The organism is Actinosynnema sp. NPDC004786 (genome assembly GCF_053601135.1).
In genome coordinates, this window is the sequence record NZ_JBSGBG010000044.1 from 41,921 (window position 1) to 60,826 (window position 18,906).

At 73.9% G+C, this 18,906-nt stretch carries 6 protein-coding genes; all 6 read right to left on the reverse strand.

The window, feature by feature from the left end; genetic code table 11:
* Positions 1-73: 73 nt before the first annotated feature.
* A complete protein-coding gene (locus tag ACWEFJ_RS31030) occupies positions 74-1,549 on the reverse strand; it encodes a hypothetical protein (protein ID WP_449715913.1) in 1,476 nt (491 codons plus the stop codon).
* A 20-nt stretch (positions 1,550-1,569) separates the two neighbouring features.
* Complete coding sequence (locus ACWEFJ_RS31035) at positions 1,570-14,907, reverse strand: hemopexin repeat-containing protein (protein WP_449715914.1); 13,338 nt, start codon at positions 14,905-14,907, stop codon at positions 1,570-1,572.
* 414 nt (positions 14,908-15,321) lie between these two features.
* On the reverse strand, positions 15,322-15,885 hold the full coding sequence (locus tag ACWEFJ_RS31040; protein WP_449715915.1) for a TetR-like C-terminal domain-containing protein: 564 nt from the start codon (positions 15,883-15,885) through the stop codon (positions 15,322-15,324).
* Positions 15,878-16,714 (reverse strand): alpha/beta fold hydrolase, encoded by an 837-nt coding sequence (locus ACWEFJ_RS31045; protein ID WP_449715916.1) that lies wholly within the window; start codon positions 16,712-16,714, stop codon positions 15,878-15,880. Before ACWEFJ_RS31045 ends, ACWEFJ_RS31040 begins: the two co-directional genes overlap by 8 nt.
* Before the next feature lie 91 nt (positions 16,715-16,805).
* Complete coding sequence (locus ACWEFJ_RS31050) at positions 16,806-17,213, reverse strand: nuclear transport factor 2 family protein (RefSeq protein WP_449715917.1); 408 nt, start codon at positions 17,211-17,213, stop codon at positions 16,806-16,808.
* 162 nt (positions 17,214-17,375) lie between these two features.
* Positions 17,376-18,881 carry a cellulase family glycosylhydrolase gene (locus ACWEFJ_RS31055; RefSeq protein WP_449715918.1) on the reverse strand — a complete coding sequence of 502 codons (1,506 nt, stop codon included), beginning with the start codon at positions 18,879-18,881 and terminating at the stop codon, positions 17,376-17,378.
* Positions 18,882-18,906 lie beyond the last annotated feature (25 nt).

An 18,906-nucleotide genomic window follows, 5' to 3' on the forward strand; every position in this document is an offset into this window, starting at 1 on the left:
ACCCGCCGGCCACAGCAGACCCGGGTTCGGCGCGCTTGCCCGACGGGCGCGGCACACCCGCCCGCCCTGGAAGTCACGTCTTCTCCTCGTCCTCGGGGCGCACGTACTTCCGCCCGATCTCCACGGTGAAGTCGTACCCGGCCTTCTTGGCGAACGCCCGGAGCTTCTCGGCGTCCCTCTCCACGTCCTCGTAGGTGACCACCACGTCACCCTTGATCCCGCCGAACACCCCGTAGTTCAGCACGACCTTGTCGACGTCCCGCCACGACAGGTCGCCGTGGATCTGGGCCTCGACGTACGCGCTGAGGTTCGCGCCGTCGCGCTCGACCTTCGCGGCCTGCTCCTCGTCGAACTCGAAGCCGGTGGCCTCGGCCGCGGCGAGCCGGGCGATGTCCAGCTCGGTGTAGGCGAAGACCGACTCCGGGTGGTCGGCGCCGACGAAGGACACCGCGGACTGGAGGAAGTCGACGCTCCAGCTGTCGCCCGGCGTGCGGGTGGTGCGCCAGTCGATGTCCCGCTTCCAGTACACGACCGACGAGCCGTACCGCGCGCTGACGCCGAACGCCTGCGACGCCCCGACCGCGGCGGCGTACTTGGGCATCTCGCCCGGTTTCAGGTAGTTGGGGAACTCCGCCTGAAGCCTGCGCCGGTAGACCGCGGCGTCGGACGTGTCGTCCTCGTCGAGCGGCGGCCCGACCGGTTCGCGGGCGAACGCGCCGTCGCCACCGCCGATGAACTTGAGCGGGGTCCCGTCCGTGCGCTTGAGCGCGAACGCGTACCCGAACCGCTCCTCCACGCCGCCGCGCGTGCGCAGGTTGGCCGACGCCTGCGACGTGCCGGTCTCCCAGACGTTGCGGAACAGGCCCTCATCGTCGGCGATGAGGAGGTCGAGCAGCGTGTCCCCGGCCACGACCCCGTCCCGGTTGCCGCCGGGCGGGATGGACAGGAAGAAGTTCGTCGCGAGCCGTCGCTCCCGCAGGGACTGGAGGATGGCGGGGAGGTGCTCGGACCGGTAGTGCGTGCCGAAGGTCTCGTTCAGCTTCCTCAGGCGGGCCTCGGACTCGCGCAGGGCTTCCTCGCGCTGCAGTTGGCCCTTGCGCTCCGCCACGACCAGCGCCCAGACCTGGTTGGGCGTCAGCGCGCCGTAGAAGTCGGGTCGCAGCTCCTGCAGCGCCTTGATGTCCATCAGGTCCCGCGCGCTCGCGACCATGCGCTGGGCGCCGGTCTGCATCGGGTTGTCCATCGGCGGATCGGCGAACGGCATCGGCGCGGCCTGCGGCGGCGTCCGCCGCTCGGAACCCTCGCCGCGCAACTGCGCCAGCATGGGGTCGTCCCGGTTCGCGTTCGCCGACTCCTCCCGCATCCAGAGCTCGCGGGCGGTCCGGAGGTCGTCGGCCACGTTCACCGGCGTGGCTTCCTTCTTCTTGCGCTTCTGCTTCGTCAGCCGCACGTCGTCCGCCGGGCTGCCCGGCCGCGCCGGTTCCTTGCCCTTCTCCCGCTTCTTCTTCTTTCGCGTGGTGGTGGACGTCTTCTTCCTCGAGGGCTCCATCGCTGCCCGTCCTCTCGTGTTCAGGCCACCGTGGCCCGGTAGGCCAGCACCAGGCCGAGGCCGGTCAGGGCCTCCTTGTCACCGTCGAGCACGAAGGTCCAGCCGCCGCCGTCCACGCGCAGGTCCGGGGTGAGCAGCAGCTTGCCCTCGGTGAGCGCCATCGACCGGTCGCCGTCGACCGTCAGCCGCGGCGCGGCGCCGTCGGCCGTGCCGTAGCGGGGGTAGATGCCGATGATCCGGTTGCCGGTCAGACCGGGCAGCAGGTCCGCGGTGATCGGGAGGGTCAGCCGGTCGCCGTCGCCGTCGACGAAGTCGCGCCACTCGTCGGGGAACTCGGTCGCGACGTCGAGGAACCGGGCCGCCGGGTAGGGCTTGAGCATGCCCTTCACCACGTTCGCGAACAGCTCGCCGCCCTGTGCGGCCGTGTACCGCACGGTCAGCAGGACGTCCCGCAACCGGGTCGCCCGGCGCCCGGTCAGCTCCAGGCGCCACGTGGACACCGCTCCCGTGCCCTCGAACGGCAGGTAGCGGGCATCGTCGTAGCGCAGCTCGAACAGCCCGTTGTTGTCCTGCTCGCCGGGTTGGGACAGCGCGATCTGCTGGCCGGCCCGCCAGTCGACGCGCAGGGTGGCGGGCAGCGGCTCCGCGGGGTCGAGCAGGTGCCGCACCGCCTTCGGGTCCGGTTCCAGCACGGTCTTGTGGCCGAGCTGGGTCAGCGTGGCGTTGGGCTGCGCCGCTTCGCCGTCGTCGTCCACGAAGGTGACGGTCAGGGTGCGGATCTGGCGTCGGAAGTGACCGGGGAAGTCGCGGTCGAACAGCTCCTCGGGCAGCGTGAACTCGCACGACCCGCTCGTGGCCAGCCGCAGCGCCGCCGCCGGCTCCAGGTCGAGCAGCGACACCTGCTTGGTGATCTCCAGGTCGCGGGCGGCGGTGTCGGCGTAGAGCTGGTTCAGCCGGTCCAGGTCCACACCGAGGCTGTCGCCGGCGAGCAGGCCGGCGCGGCGGCTGTCCCAGTGGGCCGGGCGGATGACGGACGCCTCGGCGTCGCCCAGGCCGCGCTCGAACCTCAAGGCCCGTTCGGCGGCCTTCGCGGTGTCGTGCGCCAGCGAGTACGCCTGGAAGTACAGGCCGGACAGCCGGCCCGCCATCCACCCGTACAGCTCGACGTTGGTGAACTTGTCCTTGAGCAGCGCGCCGACGGCCCGGTTGTGGGTGATCTCCTGCGCGAGGACCTCGGCCTCGCGGCGCGCGACCGCGAGCTGCTGCTCGGCGGCGGCCACCTGGTGGTTGATCTGGGCGAGGTCGCCGGTGGCGTTGGCCAGCTGGAACTCCCACTCCTGGCGGGTGCGTTCCTGCTCGGCGCGCACGCCGAGCAGTTCGCCCGTCACGCTCAGCCCCTCGCCGAGCACCTGCGGCATCTCGGAGCCCTTGTCGAGCACGTTGCCCAGGTGGTGGCCGCCCCACGTCGAGCCGACGCTGAACGGCCCGACGGTGGCCTGCGGCACGGCGTGCGCGATGGCGGCGCCGACCTTGAGCAGGCCCGAGGTCAGGTGCAGGGCCGCGGCCGCGCCCATCGTCCCGAGCTGGGCCTGTTCCAGCGGGGTGAGGCCGGTCGCGATCAACTGCTGGTAGTGGGCGATCCGCTGGTTGGCCGCGTCACGGCTCGCCTGCAGCTCGCGCAGGGTCGCCGCGGCGGCCTCGACCTGGGCGTCCCTGATCGACCGCGTCATGTCCAGCAGGACGCCCTCCTGCCGGTTGTGCAGCAGGCCGAGTTCCTCGGCGTCCCGCCGCTCCAGCACCGAGAGCAGGTCGCCGCCGAGCTGGCGGAGCCGGTCGACCAGGTCCTGGGCCCGGCGGAAGGTCGCCTCGAACCGGTGGTGCGGAACGGTCGCGGCGACACCGGCGGCGACCGCCTGGTCCACCCCGACGCCGGCGGCCACGCTGCGGACCAGGTCCATCGGGTCGATCGGCGGCTCGAACAGGGGCAGCGGCAGGCTGACCCCCAGGATGTTCAACGAGTCCCTGATCTTGCGCAGCCGGTCCTCGACCCGGTCCCAGTACGCGGTGAACGCGCTGTTGTCCGGGATCCGGAAGTAGCGGTTCGCCACGCCGGCGTGGACGCCACCCGGTCCTTCCAACAGTGCGCCGCCGCCGGTCAACTCCGCCAACAGGTCCAGCTCGCCCGGCTCGTCGTCCAGCTCCCGGTAGGTGCGCGACGGGCTGAGCGGCGCCTTCCCGGGCAGCTCGGGCCGCAGGCCGAGCAGGTCCCAGGCGAAGACGTAAAGCATCCGGGCCTCGTCGATGCTCTCCCCGGTGTACTGCCGGAACAGCATGTCGCCCCAGTCGAGCAGGTTGTCGAGGTAGGCCATCACCACCGCGCGGCGGTAGGCCACCGGGCGCAGGTCGGCGATGGCGTGCGGGTCGAACGGGTCGTCGCGGTAGGCGTCGACGAGGCTGTCGCGATCGCCCACCAGGTCGTAGTACCGCCGGAGGTCCGCGATCAGCGCGGTGCGTTCCTGCAACTGCTCGACGGCCTGCACGACGCCCCGCCACAGGGTGCGCTTCGGTTCGCGGGTGCGCGGCGTGATCCGGGCCTTCGCGGCGGTCACCGCGTCCGCGAGCAGCACGTGCAGCCGCGAGGACGCCAGCCGGTCGAGCACCGCGAGTTCCCCGCCGTCCAGCGGGCGGTTCTCGCGGAACGCGGGCGTCAGCCGCTCCAGGTCGGCCAGCACCTCGTCCAGCCCGGCGGCGAGGCCCGCCGGTTCGTCGAACCCGGCGGCGGCGAGCCTGCCCGCCAGTTCCGCGAGGTCGCGCCGCGACCGGTCGGCCAGCGCGGCGAGGTCCACCGCGAGGAACGGCAGGAACCGCCAGTACCGGTCGGGTTCGGTGGGGTCGAAGACGTGCTCGTACCACTGGCGCGCGTCGGCGAACCGCTGCGCGGCGTTGAGCGCCTGCGCGATCAGGACGGGCGCGTGGAAGAAGATCTCCCAGTAGTACAGGCCGTTGGCGCTCTGGAAGTCCAGGTGGGCGCTCGCGGGCAGCCGACCTGGCACGACCCGGTCGTCGCGGAGCCGGATGGTGTTGCGGTCCGACCGCTCGGTCGAGAACGCCGGGCGCTCGTCCAGCTCCTGACCGGCCGGCGCCAGCAGGGCCGCGACGCCGCCGCCCAGCAGCCGCTGGTTGAGCTGCGCGGCCGTGCTCGTGGTCAGGCGGACGACCTCGATCGGCAGCGCGGCCCGCTCGAACGGTCGGGGCACCGTCGTCGTGGTCGGGTAGCCGAGGTGGCTCCCGCCCGCGAACAGGTACAGGCGCCGGTCCGACTCGCTGTCCAGCACGCCGGTGACCTCGGCGAAGTTCTCCGGCAGGTCGCCCCAGTTGCCGTCGACCGGCGCGAAACCGGTGACGTCGGTCAGGCCGGACGACAGCCGCGCGTAGAACGCGCCGCTGAACGCGTAGCGGTGCGGGCCGCGCCGGAACACCGCGGTGATCCGCTGCGCCAGCGGTTCCGGGTAGCCCTCGTCGACCGTGTCCGGCACCGGGCCGCCCTGGGCGGGCAGGGTGTAGCGGACCAGCTGCCGGCCGCTGGTCAGGTACAGGTGCGGGCCGTCGAGGTAGGCCGAGTCCACGGTGGTCAGCCCGCCGGTGGTCGCGCCGCGGGCCAGGTCCCGGCTCGGGAAGCTCGTCTCCACGACCTTGGGCTTGCGGGGCGGCCGGCCCTCGCCCGGCCGCTCGACCTCGACCCGGGTGCACGTCAGGGTGGCGTCGTTGAAGTACCACGACGTGTCGCGGACCCGCAGGGCCGCGCCGATCCTCGCCCACGTCGGGAAGTTCTCCCCGCTGTCGGGGAACCTGCGCGCGTGGCCCTCGTCGGGCGCCCCGTAGTGGTTGCCGGTGTACCGGACGTACTCGTCGCCGACGAACACGTAGGTGAGCCGGCGTTCGGCGTCCACGATCGCCGCGTCGAACCGGGTGAGCCCGGAGCCCGCGCCGAACAGGGCGGTCGCCGGGGCGCCGAGGTCGTCGCCGCGCTCGATCCGGCCGCCGCCCGCGGCCGAGTGGAACCACTCGACGCCGTTGAGGTCGGTGAACGCGGCGTCGACCCGCGCCCACGCCGGGAATCCCTCGTCGTTGGTCAGGAGGTCCTTGGGGTACCCGGGGTCGAGCGCGCCGAACACACCGCGGTAGCGGAAGTACTGCCCGCCCGAGAACACGTAGGTGTGCTCGCCGTCGGGGTCGCGGCGGTGCAGGACGGCGTCGACCAGGCCGGTGCGGGTCAGGTGCGTGACCGCGCGCCCCCAGCGGTCCGCGGTGGCGCCGGCGTCGCCGGGCCTGCCGTCGGTGATCCGGAGGTAGCGGTGGGCCTCGTTGTCGAAGAAGTACCGGACGCCGCCGGGCAGCTCGACCGCGGCGTCGACCCGGGTCCACCCGGTCAGGCCGAGGTCGGCGAGCGGGCGCGGCACGACGGGCTCGGCCGGCGCCACGACGGCCGGGCGGCACAGGAAGCTGCCGCCCTTGTGGTCGATGCTGAACCAGGGGCCGTAGTCGCCCCCGCTCGGGCTGGTGAACCGCACCAGCCGGGGCCGGTTCGCCGGGTCCGCGCCGGCCGCCGCGTCGATCTCCGCCGGGGCCAGGACCTCGCGGAGCGGGTCGGTGGCGGCGGCGGGGCCCGCGCGGAGGGCGGGCACCGGCAGCACCTCCTCGACCAGTTCCGCGGTCAACGCGGACGCCTGGACGTGCGTCGCCCTGGTCAGCACCGGAGGCGCGCCGGGCCCGCCCGGTGTCGTCGTGATCACCGAGTAGGTGCAGGTCACGGCGATCGACTCGGGGTCGTCGGAGTGCCGGCCCGCCACCTCGACGGCCAGCCGCACGTCGTGGATCGTGCCGTCGCCGCGGGTGTCCATGGCCAACGTCTGCGCGGGCACCCACTCCCCGGCCAGGTTGTAGAACGAGTAGTGGATCCGGACGTGCTCGGTCGCGGGCGGTGCGGTGACCTCCTGCCGGTCGCCCTGGTCGCGGGTGGCCAGGGTGGTCGTGGCCGGTGTGGCGGGCGGGACGGTCTCGACCGTGGTCCAGAACACGAACACCCGGTTGAACGCGTGCACCGGGTGGACCTCGTCCGCGTCGATCTGCACGTCGACCTTGAGCCACGGCTCCCACGAGCCGGTGAGCTTGTCCGCGCTGCGGAACCGGGCGCGCCGGTAGTAGTAGCGCCGCGGCTCGGTCCGGGTGCGCCCGAACAGGACCAGGTCGCGGGTGTCCTCGGCGCCCGCGGTGTAGACGTGGCCACCGGCGATGGCCAGGCGGGACACCTCGGTGTACTCGTCCAGGTAGCGCTTGTAGGCCAGTTCCACCGACGCGGGCGTGACCTCGCCCTGGAGCAGGTCGGCCTCCAGCGCCTCGAACGCCGGGGTCTTGCGGTCCCGCAGCTCCGGGCGCAGGTAGTTCTCCGGGTACAGGAAGACCTTGCGGTTGGCCTCCCAGACCCGGTAGTTGCGCATCCAGGTCCACCACGTCCGCAGCCGGTCGCGCACCTGCCCGCCGACGGGCGTGACGTCCTCCAGGTCCAGGAAGTAGCGGTGCAGGAACAGCTGGGTGGCCGCGATGGCCTCCCGGATCGGGGACGTCGTGCCCCGGCTGCCCATGTCGACGTCGATCAGGAACCGCTCGAACAGCTCGCGGGAGGTGTCCGCGCCGGTCCTGGCGAGCACGGCCGCCACCAGCGCGTCCCGTTCGGCCACGGCCAGCTCGTCGTGGACCTGGCGGGAGAGCACCGCCCAGTCCTGGGGGCTGTGCCGGCGCGCGAGCAGGTCGTGCAGCAGCGCGGCCGCGGCGGCGTCGGAGGGCCGCTCGCCGTGCAGCCCCGACCAGACGTCGAAGACCGCGGCGGGTCCCGCGCCGAGCGCGTCGGCGGCGGTGAACACGTCGACCAGCTTCAGCACCGTCTCCAGCTCGACCCGGTCGTCGTCGGGTGCGCCGGTGCGCAGGGCGCGACGCCTGAGGAGCCAGCGCACGTCCTCCACGTCCCAGCCCATGATCTCGGCGAGCCGGAGGTGGGGGTCGGCGACCGCGCCCGGCCCGGTCGCGACGAACTCCGCGAGCCCGTCGCGGGTGCGGGCGAGGTCGGCGAACCGGGTGATCGTGCGCAGGTCCTCGAACCGGTAGTCCGCCCAGGCCGACCACCGGCGGTGGAACGGCTGGGGGTAGGTCCGGTCGACCTGCCGGTGGTCGCCGCCGGAGTAGCGGACGTAGCGGTCGCCCCGGCCGAGGTAGGTCCGTCCGTCGAGGACGAACGCGACGTCGACGCGCTCCTCGATGTCGGCGGGCAGGTCGCCCCAGTCGTCGCGCACCGTGCGGGGGAACCCGTCGTCCACGTGGCGGAGGTCGTTGCCGCCGTAGCGGGCGTACTGCCCGTCCCGGAACACGTGCAGGCCACCGGCCGGGGCGACGAACGCGGCGTCCACGCCGGGGTTGTCGGTGAACGCGTTGCGGACCCGGCCCCAGACGCCGGCGATCGGCCGGACCTCGGGCGCCCGCACGTCGATCCAGTGCGGGCCGGCGAAGAGGCGCACGCCGCCGTCGGCGCCGCGGAACGCCGCGTCCACGCCGTCGCGCAGCGGCTCGGGCAGGGCGTCCAGGCCCAGTTCCCGGGGCAGGGAGGTCTCGATCGCGCGCGGGTAGCCCTCGTCCGCGAACGCCAGGTCGCCGCCGGAGTAGCGCACGTACTGGTCGCCGCTGAACAGGAACGTGCGGCCGTCGTCCACCAGCGCGGCGTCGACCCGGCCGCGCTCGGCGAGCGTGTTGCGCACCCGGCCGAGGCCCAGCCCGGCGGCGTCGTAGGTGGCGGTCAGGGTGCGTGAGACGACGTGGCACTCGCCGCCGACGAACAGGTGCGCGGTGCGCCGGTTGGCCACGACGGCGTCGACCACCGCGCCGGCGCCCGCCTCGACCCGGGCGGCCACCGCGTCCTCGAACGAGTCGGGCAGGTTCGCGAACGCGTCCTCCTCGCGGAGGTTGTCCGCGATGAGCTTGGGGTAGCCGGGGTCGGCGTGGCGGTAGGCGGTGCCGGTGTAGCGGACGTACTGGTCGCCGGAGAACAGGAACGTCCTGTCCCCGGCGACGAACGCGGCGTCCACGCGGCCGCCGCCGGCCACGAAGTTGTTGCGCGACCGGCCCCAGGCGTCGCGGATCGGGCGCGTCGGCGCGACCGCGCCCCCGGTGACGCGGGTGAACCGGTCGGCGAAGAAGAGGTAGGTCGCGGCGTCCGACCCGAACGCGGCCGGCGCCGTGAACGCGGCGGTCACCGGGCCGGGCCAGTCGCGCTCGACGCCGGGCCAGAGCCTGCTCACCGGTCGGGCGGGCGACCACGCGCCGGTGACCTCGTGCCGGGCCAGGTACTCGTCCCCGGTGATCACCAGCATGTTCTCGCCCTCGAACAGCACCGCGTCGGGCGCGGTGAAGCCGGCGGGCCGCAGGTGGGCGGGGACGTCCCAGAACGTCGCGTCGGCGCGCAGCGGGCAGCCCTCGTCCGGCCGGGTGTAGTCGGTCCCGGAGAACACCAGGTAGCGCTGGGCGCCCTCGGCGTCCGGGTGCTCGAACACGTAGGTCAGGCCGCCGCGGACGTAGGCCAGGGTGACGCCGGTCAGGCCGGCCCAGTGCTCGGCGATCGACCGGGGCTCGCCGACGATGTCGGCGTCCGCGGCCCGCGGGCCTTCGTAGACCACGAACTGGTCGCCGCTGAACACGTAGGTGCGCCCGTCTCGCCCGACGAAGGCGGCGTCCACCCGGTTGTCCTGCGCGATGGTGTTGCGGCCGCGGCCCCAGTCCTCGGCCAGCGGGTACTCCCGGTTCAGCCGGACGTCGAAGCACCTGGTGCCCTTGAACAGGTAGGTGTTGCCGTCCGCGCCGCGCAGCACGGCGTCCAGGCCGGTGCGGAAGGCGGCGGGCGCGGTGCGCAGGACCCGCGGCCGCGCCGGGGTCTTCGTCACCGTCGTGCCCTCCAGGGCGCTGTAGCGCCGCCAGCCGTCCGGTCCTTCGGCGAGGACCGCGCCGTCCTCGACGAACGCGCACCGGACGTCGTCGAACCCCGGGTAGCGGCGGTGCAGGGCGTCGGACACGGCGTGCCAGCGGCCCGCGACCAGCAGGTAGGCCGTGCGCCGGTCGGCGAACGCGGCCTCGACCGGGCCGGTCAGCGGTTCGGGCAGCCCGGCGAACCGGGGCTCGTGCCGCAGCGACCCGATCGACCGGGGGTGGCCGTCGGCGACGGTGGCGAGGTCCGCGCCGTCGTAGCGGACGTACTGGTTGCCGCTGAACAGGTACGTGGCGGAGTCCAGCACCAGGGTGGCGTCGACTCGGCCGTGCCGGGCGATGGCGTTGCCCACCCTGCCCCAGAAGGCGGTGTTCGGGGCCGGGTACCGGTCGTCCACTCCGGTGTGGTCGGCGCCGGAGTAGCGGACGTAGCGGGTGCCCGAGAAGACGTAGGTCCGCCCGTCCCGGCCGACGAAGGCCGCGTCGACCCGGTCGAACGGCAGGCTGTCCCACCGCTCGGCCAGCGGTCTCGGCTCGGACCACCAGCGGCGCTTGGCGTCGAACACGACGTACCGGTCGCCGGAGAACAGGTAGGTCCGGTCGTCCCGGCCGGTGAACACCGCGTCCACGGTGGTGAACCCGCCCTCGGGGAGGTTCCACCAGTTGTCGGCCAGCGGTCGCGGGTAGCCGGCGTCGGGCGTGGCGTGGTCGCGGGTCGAGTACCGGACGTGGTACTGGACGTCCTGCTCGGGGTCGGCGTGCACCTCGATCCGGTCGGCCGCCCGCCGCAGGACGAGCTTGATCCCGCGTTCCGCCTCCAGGCGCCACCGCGGGGCGGAACCGGTGACCCGCGTGTCCGCGCCGACGCCGATCCCGCGCTCCCGGAGCAGGTCGCGCAGCGCCCGGGACACGACGCCGGCGGCCAGGTCGGGCTCGTGCTCCGGCGGGAGGTCGAACAGCAACCCGCCCGCGCCGAACAGGTGCGTCGCGCCGTCCAGCACGAACGACGCGCCGACGCGGCGCAGCCCGCCCCAGTCCGGGGCGATGCGCCGCGGGTGGCCCGGGTCGACCGCGGCGTAGTCGGAGCCGGAGTACCGCAGGTACCGGTCGCCGCTGAACAGGTAGGTCATCCCGTCGAGGCCGACGAACGCGGAGTCGACCACGCCGTCGGCCAGCGTCGGCGCCAGCACGCCCCAGCGCCCCGCGGTCGGGCCCGGTCGGACCGGCGCACCGGTCCCGCCCGGCTCCAACGCGACCGTCCGGCCGTCCTTGAACAGGTGCACCACCCCGGACGGCTCGGCGAAGGCCGCGTCCAGCGCGCCGTCGAACCCGACCGGCACACCGGGCAGGTGGGACTCGATCGCGCGTGGGTAGCCCTCGTCGACCAGCACGCCGTCGTTCTCGATGCTGTCCGAGTAGCGCACCACCTGGTTGCCCGAGAACAGCACGACCGACGACGCCTCGGCGTAGGCCGCGTCGACCCGGCCGGTGTCGGCCAGGGCGTTGCGCACCCGGCCCCAGACCTCGGCGGTCGGGCGCTCGCCGAGCACGTCGCCGACCGCCAGGCAGCGATCGCCCGAGAACAGGTGGGTCGTGCCGTCGCGGTCCTGGAACGACGCGTCGACCGCGGTCCGGAACCGCTCCGGCAGCGGCGTGTGCCGCCCCTCCCCCTCCCACCACTCGCCGATCGCGCGCGGGTAGCCCTCGTCCACGAAGGCGAGGTCGGGGCCGGAGTAGCGCACGTACTGGTCACCCCGGAACAGGTAGGTCCGGCCTTCGTCGTCCACGAAGGCGCTGTCGATCCGGGCCGGTTCGGCGTCGAAGGCGTTGCGGACCGCGCCCCAGACCTGCGGGCGGCGGTCCCAGTGCCCGGCGCCGGGCGCGCGGGTGAAGGTGTGCGACCCGGCGGCGTCGTGCCCGACGAGCCATTCCGTGCCCTGCGCGTCGGTGAACGCGGCGTCCACGCCGAGGAGTCCGGCGAACCGGGGTGACAGCTCCGCGAGCGGCGCGGACGGCCCGGTCGGGGTGTCGGCGCCCTGCGGGTAGGTCCACCACGCCGCGCCGTGGAACAGGTAGCGGTTGCCGTCGGCGGACTCCAGCAGGGCGTCGACGCGGTCGACGCCCGCCGGCAGCACCAGCGGCTCGGGGAACTTGCCCGCCAGGTCCTGGTCGTGGAAGGCGACGCCGATCCCGGTCGGGTCGAGCCCCAGCCGGGCGGCCAGCAGGGCGAACCGCCGGATCCGGTGGTAGGCGCGGCGGCCGGCCGAGCCCGCCGCGGGCAGCACGTCGAACGCCTCGGCCACGCTGCCGCAGACCCCCGCGCACAGGGCCTCGACCGTGGCCGCGCGGTGCCCGGTCGCGTCCGCCAGCACCCCCAGCAGCGCGTCGCGCTGCACGCCGGCCCGGGCGGTGAGGGCCGCGGTGACCTCCTCGACGCCCGCGAGCAGTTCGCGGGCGGCGGTGTGCAGCAGGGCGAAGACGTCGGCCGCGTAGTCCTCCAGGCCGGGCAGGGTGTAGCCGAGGGCGTTGGACGGCGTGGCGAACCAGGCCAGCCGCTCCTCGGGCACCGCGAGGTCGTCGTGGAGGTCGCCGCGGGCGACGAGGACGGCGACCAGCCGGGCGGTCTCGTCGGCGTCGAAGCCCAGCCCGGCGAGGGCGTCGAGGTCGAACCGGTAGGGCCGCTGGTCGGTCAGCACGGTGGCGATCCGGCGGGTGATCGCGGCCAGGTCGCCCGCGGGGAACAGCCGTTCCCAGGGCGAGCCGGCCGGCGACACCACGTTGTCCGGGTCGGCGAAGAAGGCCCGGAGCTCCTCGGGCACCACGTTGTCGTGGAGGTAGGAGCCGGCCAGGGCCTCGGCGACGGCGCGGGCGGCGGCGTGGTCGGCGATCTCGCCGAACCGGTCCGCGTCCACGGTGAGCGCGGCCGTGCGGGCCGCGGCGAGCTGCCCCTGGACGGCGCGCAGGACGGCCGCGCGGTGCGGGTGGAACGTCACGGCGAGGCCGAACCCGTCGAGGGTCAGCCGGGCCAGCGCCGCGGGGTCGACGTAGTTGTCGTCGCCGTCGACGTAGCCGTTGAACCGCAGGCTCTCCAGCAGGTCGGCCCGTTGCCGCGCGGTGAGCGCGATGTCGGCGAAGACCTCCGGGTCGACCGGGACCGGCTCGGTCCGCGCGCGGTCGGCGAGGTCGCGCAGCAGGTCGAACACGTCCGCCGCGACGGCGTCGAGGGGCACGTCGACCGCGAACCCGGCGGCGTTCCCCCGGTCGGCGAAGAACTCCGGCGCGCGGACTTCGCCGGACGGGTCGAGGTGGCCGAGCACGACCAGGTTGTCGTACAGCTCGGCCCGCTGCTCGTCGGTGAGCCCGCCCAGCGTCGTGAGGTCCGAGGGGTAGAGGGCCGCCGGGTCGGCCGCGCAGCACTCGGCGACGAGGGCGAACAGCGGCTCCCGGACCGCGGAGAAGTCGGTCGTGAGCCGGAACCGCGCGGCCGTCGTCGGCAGCCGCTCGGGCAGCAGCGTCCCGGACGGGTCCAGCAGGCCGGTGAGCACGAGGTTGGTGAAGACCTTGCCGGCCAACGGCGCGGCGAGCCCGAGCCCGCGGAAGTCCTCCTCGGTGATCGCCGCCAGGTCGGTCACCGCGTCGTACGCGGCCGTCCCGACCAGGGCGGGGTCGAGCCGCAGCACGCGGTGGTCCCGGGCGACGACCCCGTCGGACTGGACGAGCACGTCGTGCAGGACCTGGGCGGCGCGCTGCCCGAACCGCTCGGACACGAACAGGTCGGGGGTCAGGCCGACCTCGTCCAGCGCGTCGTGCAACCGGGCGCGGACCGCGTCCCAGTCCTCGTCGACCTCACCCGGCGCCGTGCGGCCCAGGACGTCGCGCAGTTCCGCGCCGTCCACGCCGAGCGCCCGCATCCACCGCACCACGCCGAGCAGGAGTTGCGCCAGGCACAGGCCCGAGCCGACGTCACGCGCCTCCAGCAGCGCGTAGGGGTCCGCCGTGGGCGGTTCGGTGTCGAGCAGGCCGCCGAAGGCGCTCGCGCGCACGCTCAGCGGGTCGTTGCCCAGCGCGTCCAGCACGTCGAACAGCTCGGTCGCGGTGACGTCGAGCGCCCGGGTCAGCCGCCCGACCCGGTGCAGCAGGGACAGCGCGTCCAGGCCGATCCCGTCGCGGTCGAACGGGCCGGAGCCGGCCACCGTGCCGGGGTACCGCTGCCGCACGCGCCGGACGGTGGTGACGAGGTCCGCCTCGGACAGGCCGACCGCGCGGCCCACGCGGGCGCGGTACTCCTGGTTGCGCGGCGCGAGGACGTCGCCGGAGGCGCCGAGCACGCGCACGCCGTCCGCCGGCGGGGTCGCGGGACCGGCGATCACCGTGCGCTCGGCGGCGAACGGCTCGTTGAACACCCGCTCGAACAGGTCGCCGTCGAGCGGTCCCGCGAGGGCGGTGACCACGTCGACCGGGAGGTCCAGGGCGCGGTGCAGGTGGACGACGACGGCCAGCACGCGCAGCGCGGCCGGGTCGATCCGGTTGCCGCAGCAGCGGCGGAGCACCACGTCGGTCTCGGGGAGCGTCAGACCGGTCCGGCGCGCCAGCCGCACGAACCTGCCGACCCGTTCGAACCACTCCGGCGGCACGGGCGCGGAGCCGTCGCCCCACACCAGTCGCCGGCCCCCGGGGTCGAGGGCCACCCGCGGCCCGCCCTGGTGGACGAACGCGTCCGCGCCCAGGGTGACCAGGGCGTCGAGTTCGGTGGCGGTCAGCCGCGTGGCGCGGACGAAGGCGGGGACGTCCTCCAGATCGGCGAACGAGCCGTCCACGCCGTAGTAGTTCGCCAGCAGGTCCGCGGGGTCGGTGACGACCGTGGTCACCAGCGCGACGTCGGCGGCGGAAAGACCCAGGAACTCGCGGGCGACGACGTCGCGGTCCGACCGGCGCGCGAACAACTCGTACAGCTCGACCGGGCCGACCCGGAAGTGGCGCAGGTAGCGGCGCACCTTTTCCCGGTCCAGGTCGAACGGGAGGGCGAACGGGAACTTCAGCCGCGTCAATTCCGCGTGCGCGTCCGGGCCCACGACCGCGGCGAGCACCCGGTTCACCACGTCCAGGTACGGTAATTCCGTGTAGGCGTGTTCGCCGTCCAGCGGGATCGTCGCGATGTCCGGCCGCCGGTCCGCGCCGGTGAGCGGGTCGCCGGCGAAGTTGTCGTCGATCAGTTCCAGCAGGTCGGCCAGGTAGGCCGCCGGCGAGTAGACCGAGCGCCCCTCGTCGACCGCGCGGAAGTCGAGCGCCCCGAAGAGCTGCTCGTAGGTCGGCAGGGAATGGTCACGACGCACAGCGGCCCCCAAGGTTGACTACGTCGGCAACGGTGATCGGCCACGACGTCGCGGCCGGGCGGGAATCACCGGGAAGCCGCGCCCGGCCACCGGTTCGATGCGATCCGGGACCACCCGGATTCCGGCGGTGGATCCGCCCGCCTTCGCCACGGGCGGCCGACGCCGGACCACCCGCCCTCCCGGGAATCGTCCGGGAGACGGCAACCCCACCTCCGAACCGGTCATCGCCACTCCCGGACCGGCCGCTACGCGACACCGCGCATCTTCACCCGGATGGCCGCCGGGAATGGGGCGCGGTGAGCGGAATGCGCACCACCGCGCGGCGGGCGACCGAAAGGAACGACCCGGGTCGCCCGAATATCCGAGCACTTCGCTACTGAATGGTCCACATGTTTCCGGTGTCCCGTCACCGGTTCAGGGACGCCGGTCCGCCGTTCCCAAACCGGCGACCACCATGCGGATCAGCATGTCGTAGGTCTCGCCCAGCTCCTCGGGCCGTTGGAACGCGCGCTCCGCTTCGAGCACCGCGAAGCCGTGCACGGCCGCGCGCAGGCACCGGACCGCGTGGACGACGGCGGTGTCGTCCAGGTCGTAGGCGCGCAGGGTGGCCAGCATGACGCCGATCAGCCGCTCCCCGGCCTCCGCGACCCGCGGCTCGGGCGCCTGGCCCAGCGCCGCGTAGCGGTGCGGGTGCGCCAGCACGTAGTCGCGCCAGGCCGTCATGAGCGCGCGGACCGCCTCGTCGGCGGAGCGGCCGAGCACCGCGCTCCCGATCCGCTCCGACAGCTCGTCCATGATCCGCGCGGACATGAGCGCGCGCAGTTCCGCCAGGTTGCGGACGTGCTTGTAGAGCGAGGGCGTCGCCACTCCCGCACGCGAGGCCACCGCGGCCAGGGTCAGGGCGGCGACGCCTTCCTCGTCCACCAGGCGCAACGCCACGTCGACGACCGCGGCGGCGGACAGCGCGGCCCTAGCCACGGGCGCCCGCCCCGAGGAACGCCAGCACCGCCGCAGTGACCTCGGCCGGGAACTGCACGTGCGGGTAGTGGCCCGCTCCCTCGATCACCTCGACCCGGCCCAGGCCCGCCGGCATGGCGGCCACGACGCCCTCGCCCTCGGCGCGGGGGTCGGCCCAGTCGGGGTCCAGCGACCCCTCGACCACCAGCGCGGGGCAGCGCAGGTCGCCGAGCACCGCGCCCGCGTCGGTGGGCGCGGACGTGCCCATCCGGCCGAGCACCGCCATCCGGCCGGGTCGGCGCAGGTCGGCCTCGACCGCGGCGATGTGCTCGGCGATGCCCTCGGGCCGGGCGCCGGGGTAGGCGTGGTCGAGGTAGCGCAGCCACAGCCCGACGCTGCGGAACATCCCCGCGCCCAGCAGCAACGCCATGCCCTTGCGGTAGCGGGCGTTGCGGACCAGGCCGCCGAAGTCCGCCCTCTGCGCCCGGGTGAACGGGCTGATCTGCACGATCGCGGTGACCAGTTCGGGCTCCCGGGCGGCCGCGATGGCGACGGCGCCGCCGGCGAAGGAGTGGCCCACGAGCACGGCCGGACCGCCCAGCCGCCGGACGACGGCGAGCAGGTCCTCCGCCGAGTCGGTCCGGGTGTAGGAGGTCCAGTCGGCGCTGGACTCGCCGTGACCGCGCTGGTCGACGGTGGCGACCCGGTACCCGGCCCCGGCGAGCGTGGCCCCCATGTCCCGGTACGCGGCGCGGTTGTCGCCCATGCCGTGGGCCAGCACGATCAGCGGCCCTTCGCCGATCACGTCGTAGGCGAGCCGTCCGCCGTCGATCTCCAGGAACTCGGTCATGCCCATGCACCCCGCTCGGTTAACGTCTGTAGCCAAAAAGCTAATGCCGTTAGCCTCGGGTGTCAACCCCGCCCGGTGCGCGTCCCCGGCGTCACACCACCGCGTCGGGCGCGAAGTAGTCGCGCAGCAACGTGATCTCGCCGTCGCGCAGGCGGAAGATCTGCACCAGGGACAGCGCCACGGTCCGGCCGGCCACGTCGAACACCGGGTCCACCTCGGCGATGAACACGTCCGGGTCGTCGGTCCGGTGCAGCACGTACCGGGACCTGGCCACGTCGACCGTGCCCGGCGCGCCCGCGGACCGGCGGTAGTAGGCGGCCATGCCGGCGCGGATGGCCTCCCGGCCGACCAGCCGCCTGGGGTGGACGTGCCCCTCGGGGACCAGCGGCGACTCCAGCACGCCGTCCTCGGCGAAGAGGGCGGCGAGCGCGTCGGCGTCCCGGCCCAGCGCGCCGGCCCGGAGGTAGCGGCCGTAGATCTCCTGCGGGTCGATCGCCATGGCGCCTCCGTTCGCGGTCGGTCGCCCCAGTCTCGCGCGCCGCCGGGCGAGTGTTCCCGACGCGGGCGCGACCCTTCGCACGACCGGGTGATCCGCGCCGGTCGGCGGAAGGCGTCGGCCGGCCCGCCGGGGTGGTGGCGGGCCGGCCGAGGAGCGCGGTGGCTAGGGCGTGACGGAGAGGAGGTGTGCCTTGAGGCCCTCGCCGACGCCGGGCTCGGGCGTGCCGTTCCAGTCCTTGATCAGCACCGCGCCCGTGGTGCAGCCCCACGGGTTCCAGGTCCACGCGAGGTAGCCGATGTGGTGCGCGTCGGCCCAGTCCACCACCCGCTGCATGTAGTCGAAGCCGCAGTCGTCCTGGCCGAACTCGCCGAGCACGACCGGGACCTGCTGGGCGAGCGGGGCGATCTGGGCGTCCCAGCACGACTCGGTGGCGCAGGCGTTGAAGCTGTAGGCGTGCCAGGACGCGGCGAGGTTGTTCGCCGGGTCGGTCGGCTTGTGCGCCAACCACTCCCGCATGTCGTTGGCCCACTCCAGGCCGCCCAGCATCAGGACGTTGGTCGCCCCGGTGGACCGGACCGCGTCGACCAGGTCCTGCATGCCGGCGACCTCGTAGGGCAGGCCGGCGCAGGCGCCGCCGTCGCGCCAGCACTGCCAGCCCAGGGTCTTGTCCCAGTCGGCGGCCATCTCCGGGTACGGCTCGTTGAACAGGTCGAAGACGACCGCGTCGTTGCCCTTGAACGCGGACGCGACGCCGGCCCAGAACTGCGGCGAGTACCGCGCGTCCGGCATCGGCTTCTGGCAGGTCGCGTGCTCGTCCTTGCAGTGCCAGTCCGGGCTGTTGGTGTACGCGCCCCAGGTCCAGTGCTGGTCGAGGATCACGTTGATGCCGTTGGCCACCAGCAGGTTGACGTAGTCCTTGACGTTCTGCTGGTAGGTCGCGCCGCCGGGCGAGCCGTTGACGCCCAGCCAGCACTCCTCGTTGAGCGGGATCCGCACCGCGTGGATGTTCCAGGTCTTCATCGCGTCGACCGACGCCTGGTCCACCGGGCCGCCGTCCCACATGCCCTTGCCCTGCACGCAGGCGAACTCGCCGCTGGAGCGGTTCACGCCCAGCAGCCGGTAGGGCGTGCCGTCGGCGGTGACGATCCGGTTCCCGGACACGCGCAGCGCCGGCGCGCGACCGTCACCCGGCGGGGTGGTCGTGGTGGTCGTGGTCGTGGTCGGGTTGACGCCGGTGCACGGTGCCCCGTTCACGGCGAAGTCGGTCGGCTTGGCGTTCCCGCCGCTGTAGGAGAAGTTCGCCCCCGCGCTGACGCTGCCCTTCGCCGGGATGGTGGCGTTCCAGCCCAGGTTGGCGACGGTGACCTTCCTGCCCGACTGGGACCACACGCCGCTCCAGCCGTGCTGGAGCGTCTGGTTCCCGGTGTAGCTGTAGGTCAGCGCCCAGCCGGTGACCGCCGCCGGACCGAGGTTGGCGATGGTCACGGTGGCGCCGAACCCGCTGCCCCAGTCGTTGGTCGCGTAGTCGACCCGGCACGCGAACGCCGGGGCCGCGCTCGCGTCGCTCGCCCACGACCCGCCCGCCGCCATCAGGGCCGTGCTCGCGATGGAGACCACGGCACCCACCGCGGCGAGCGCGGTGCGGCGCTTTCGGACTCTTCCTGACATCGGCACTCCTTTGTGCAGGTGACTT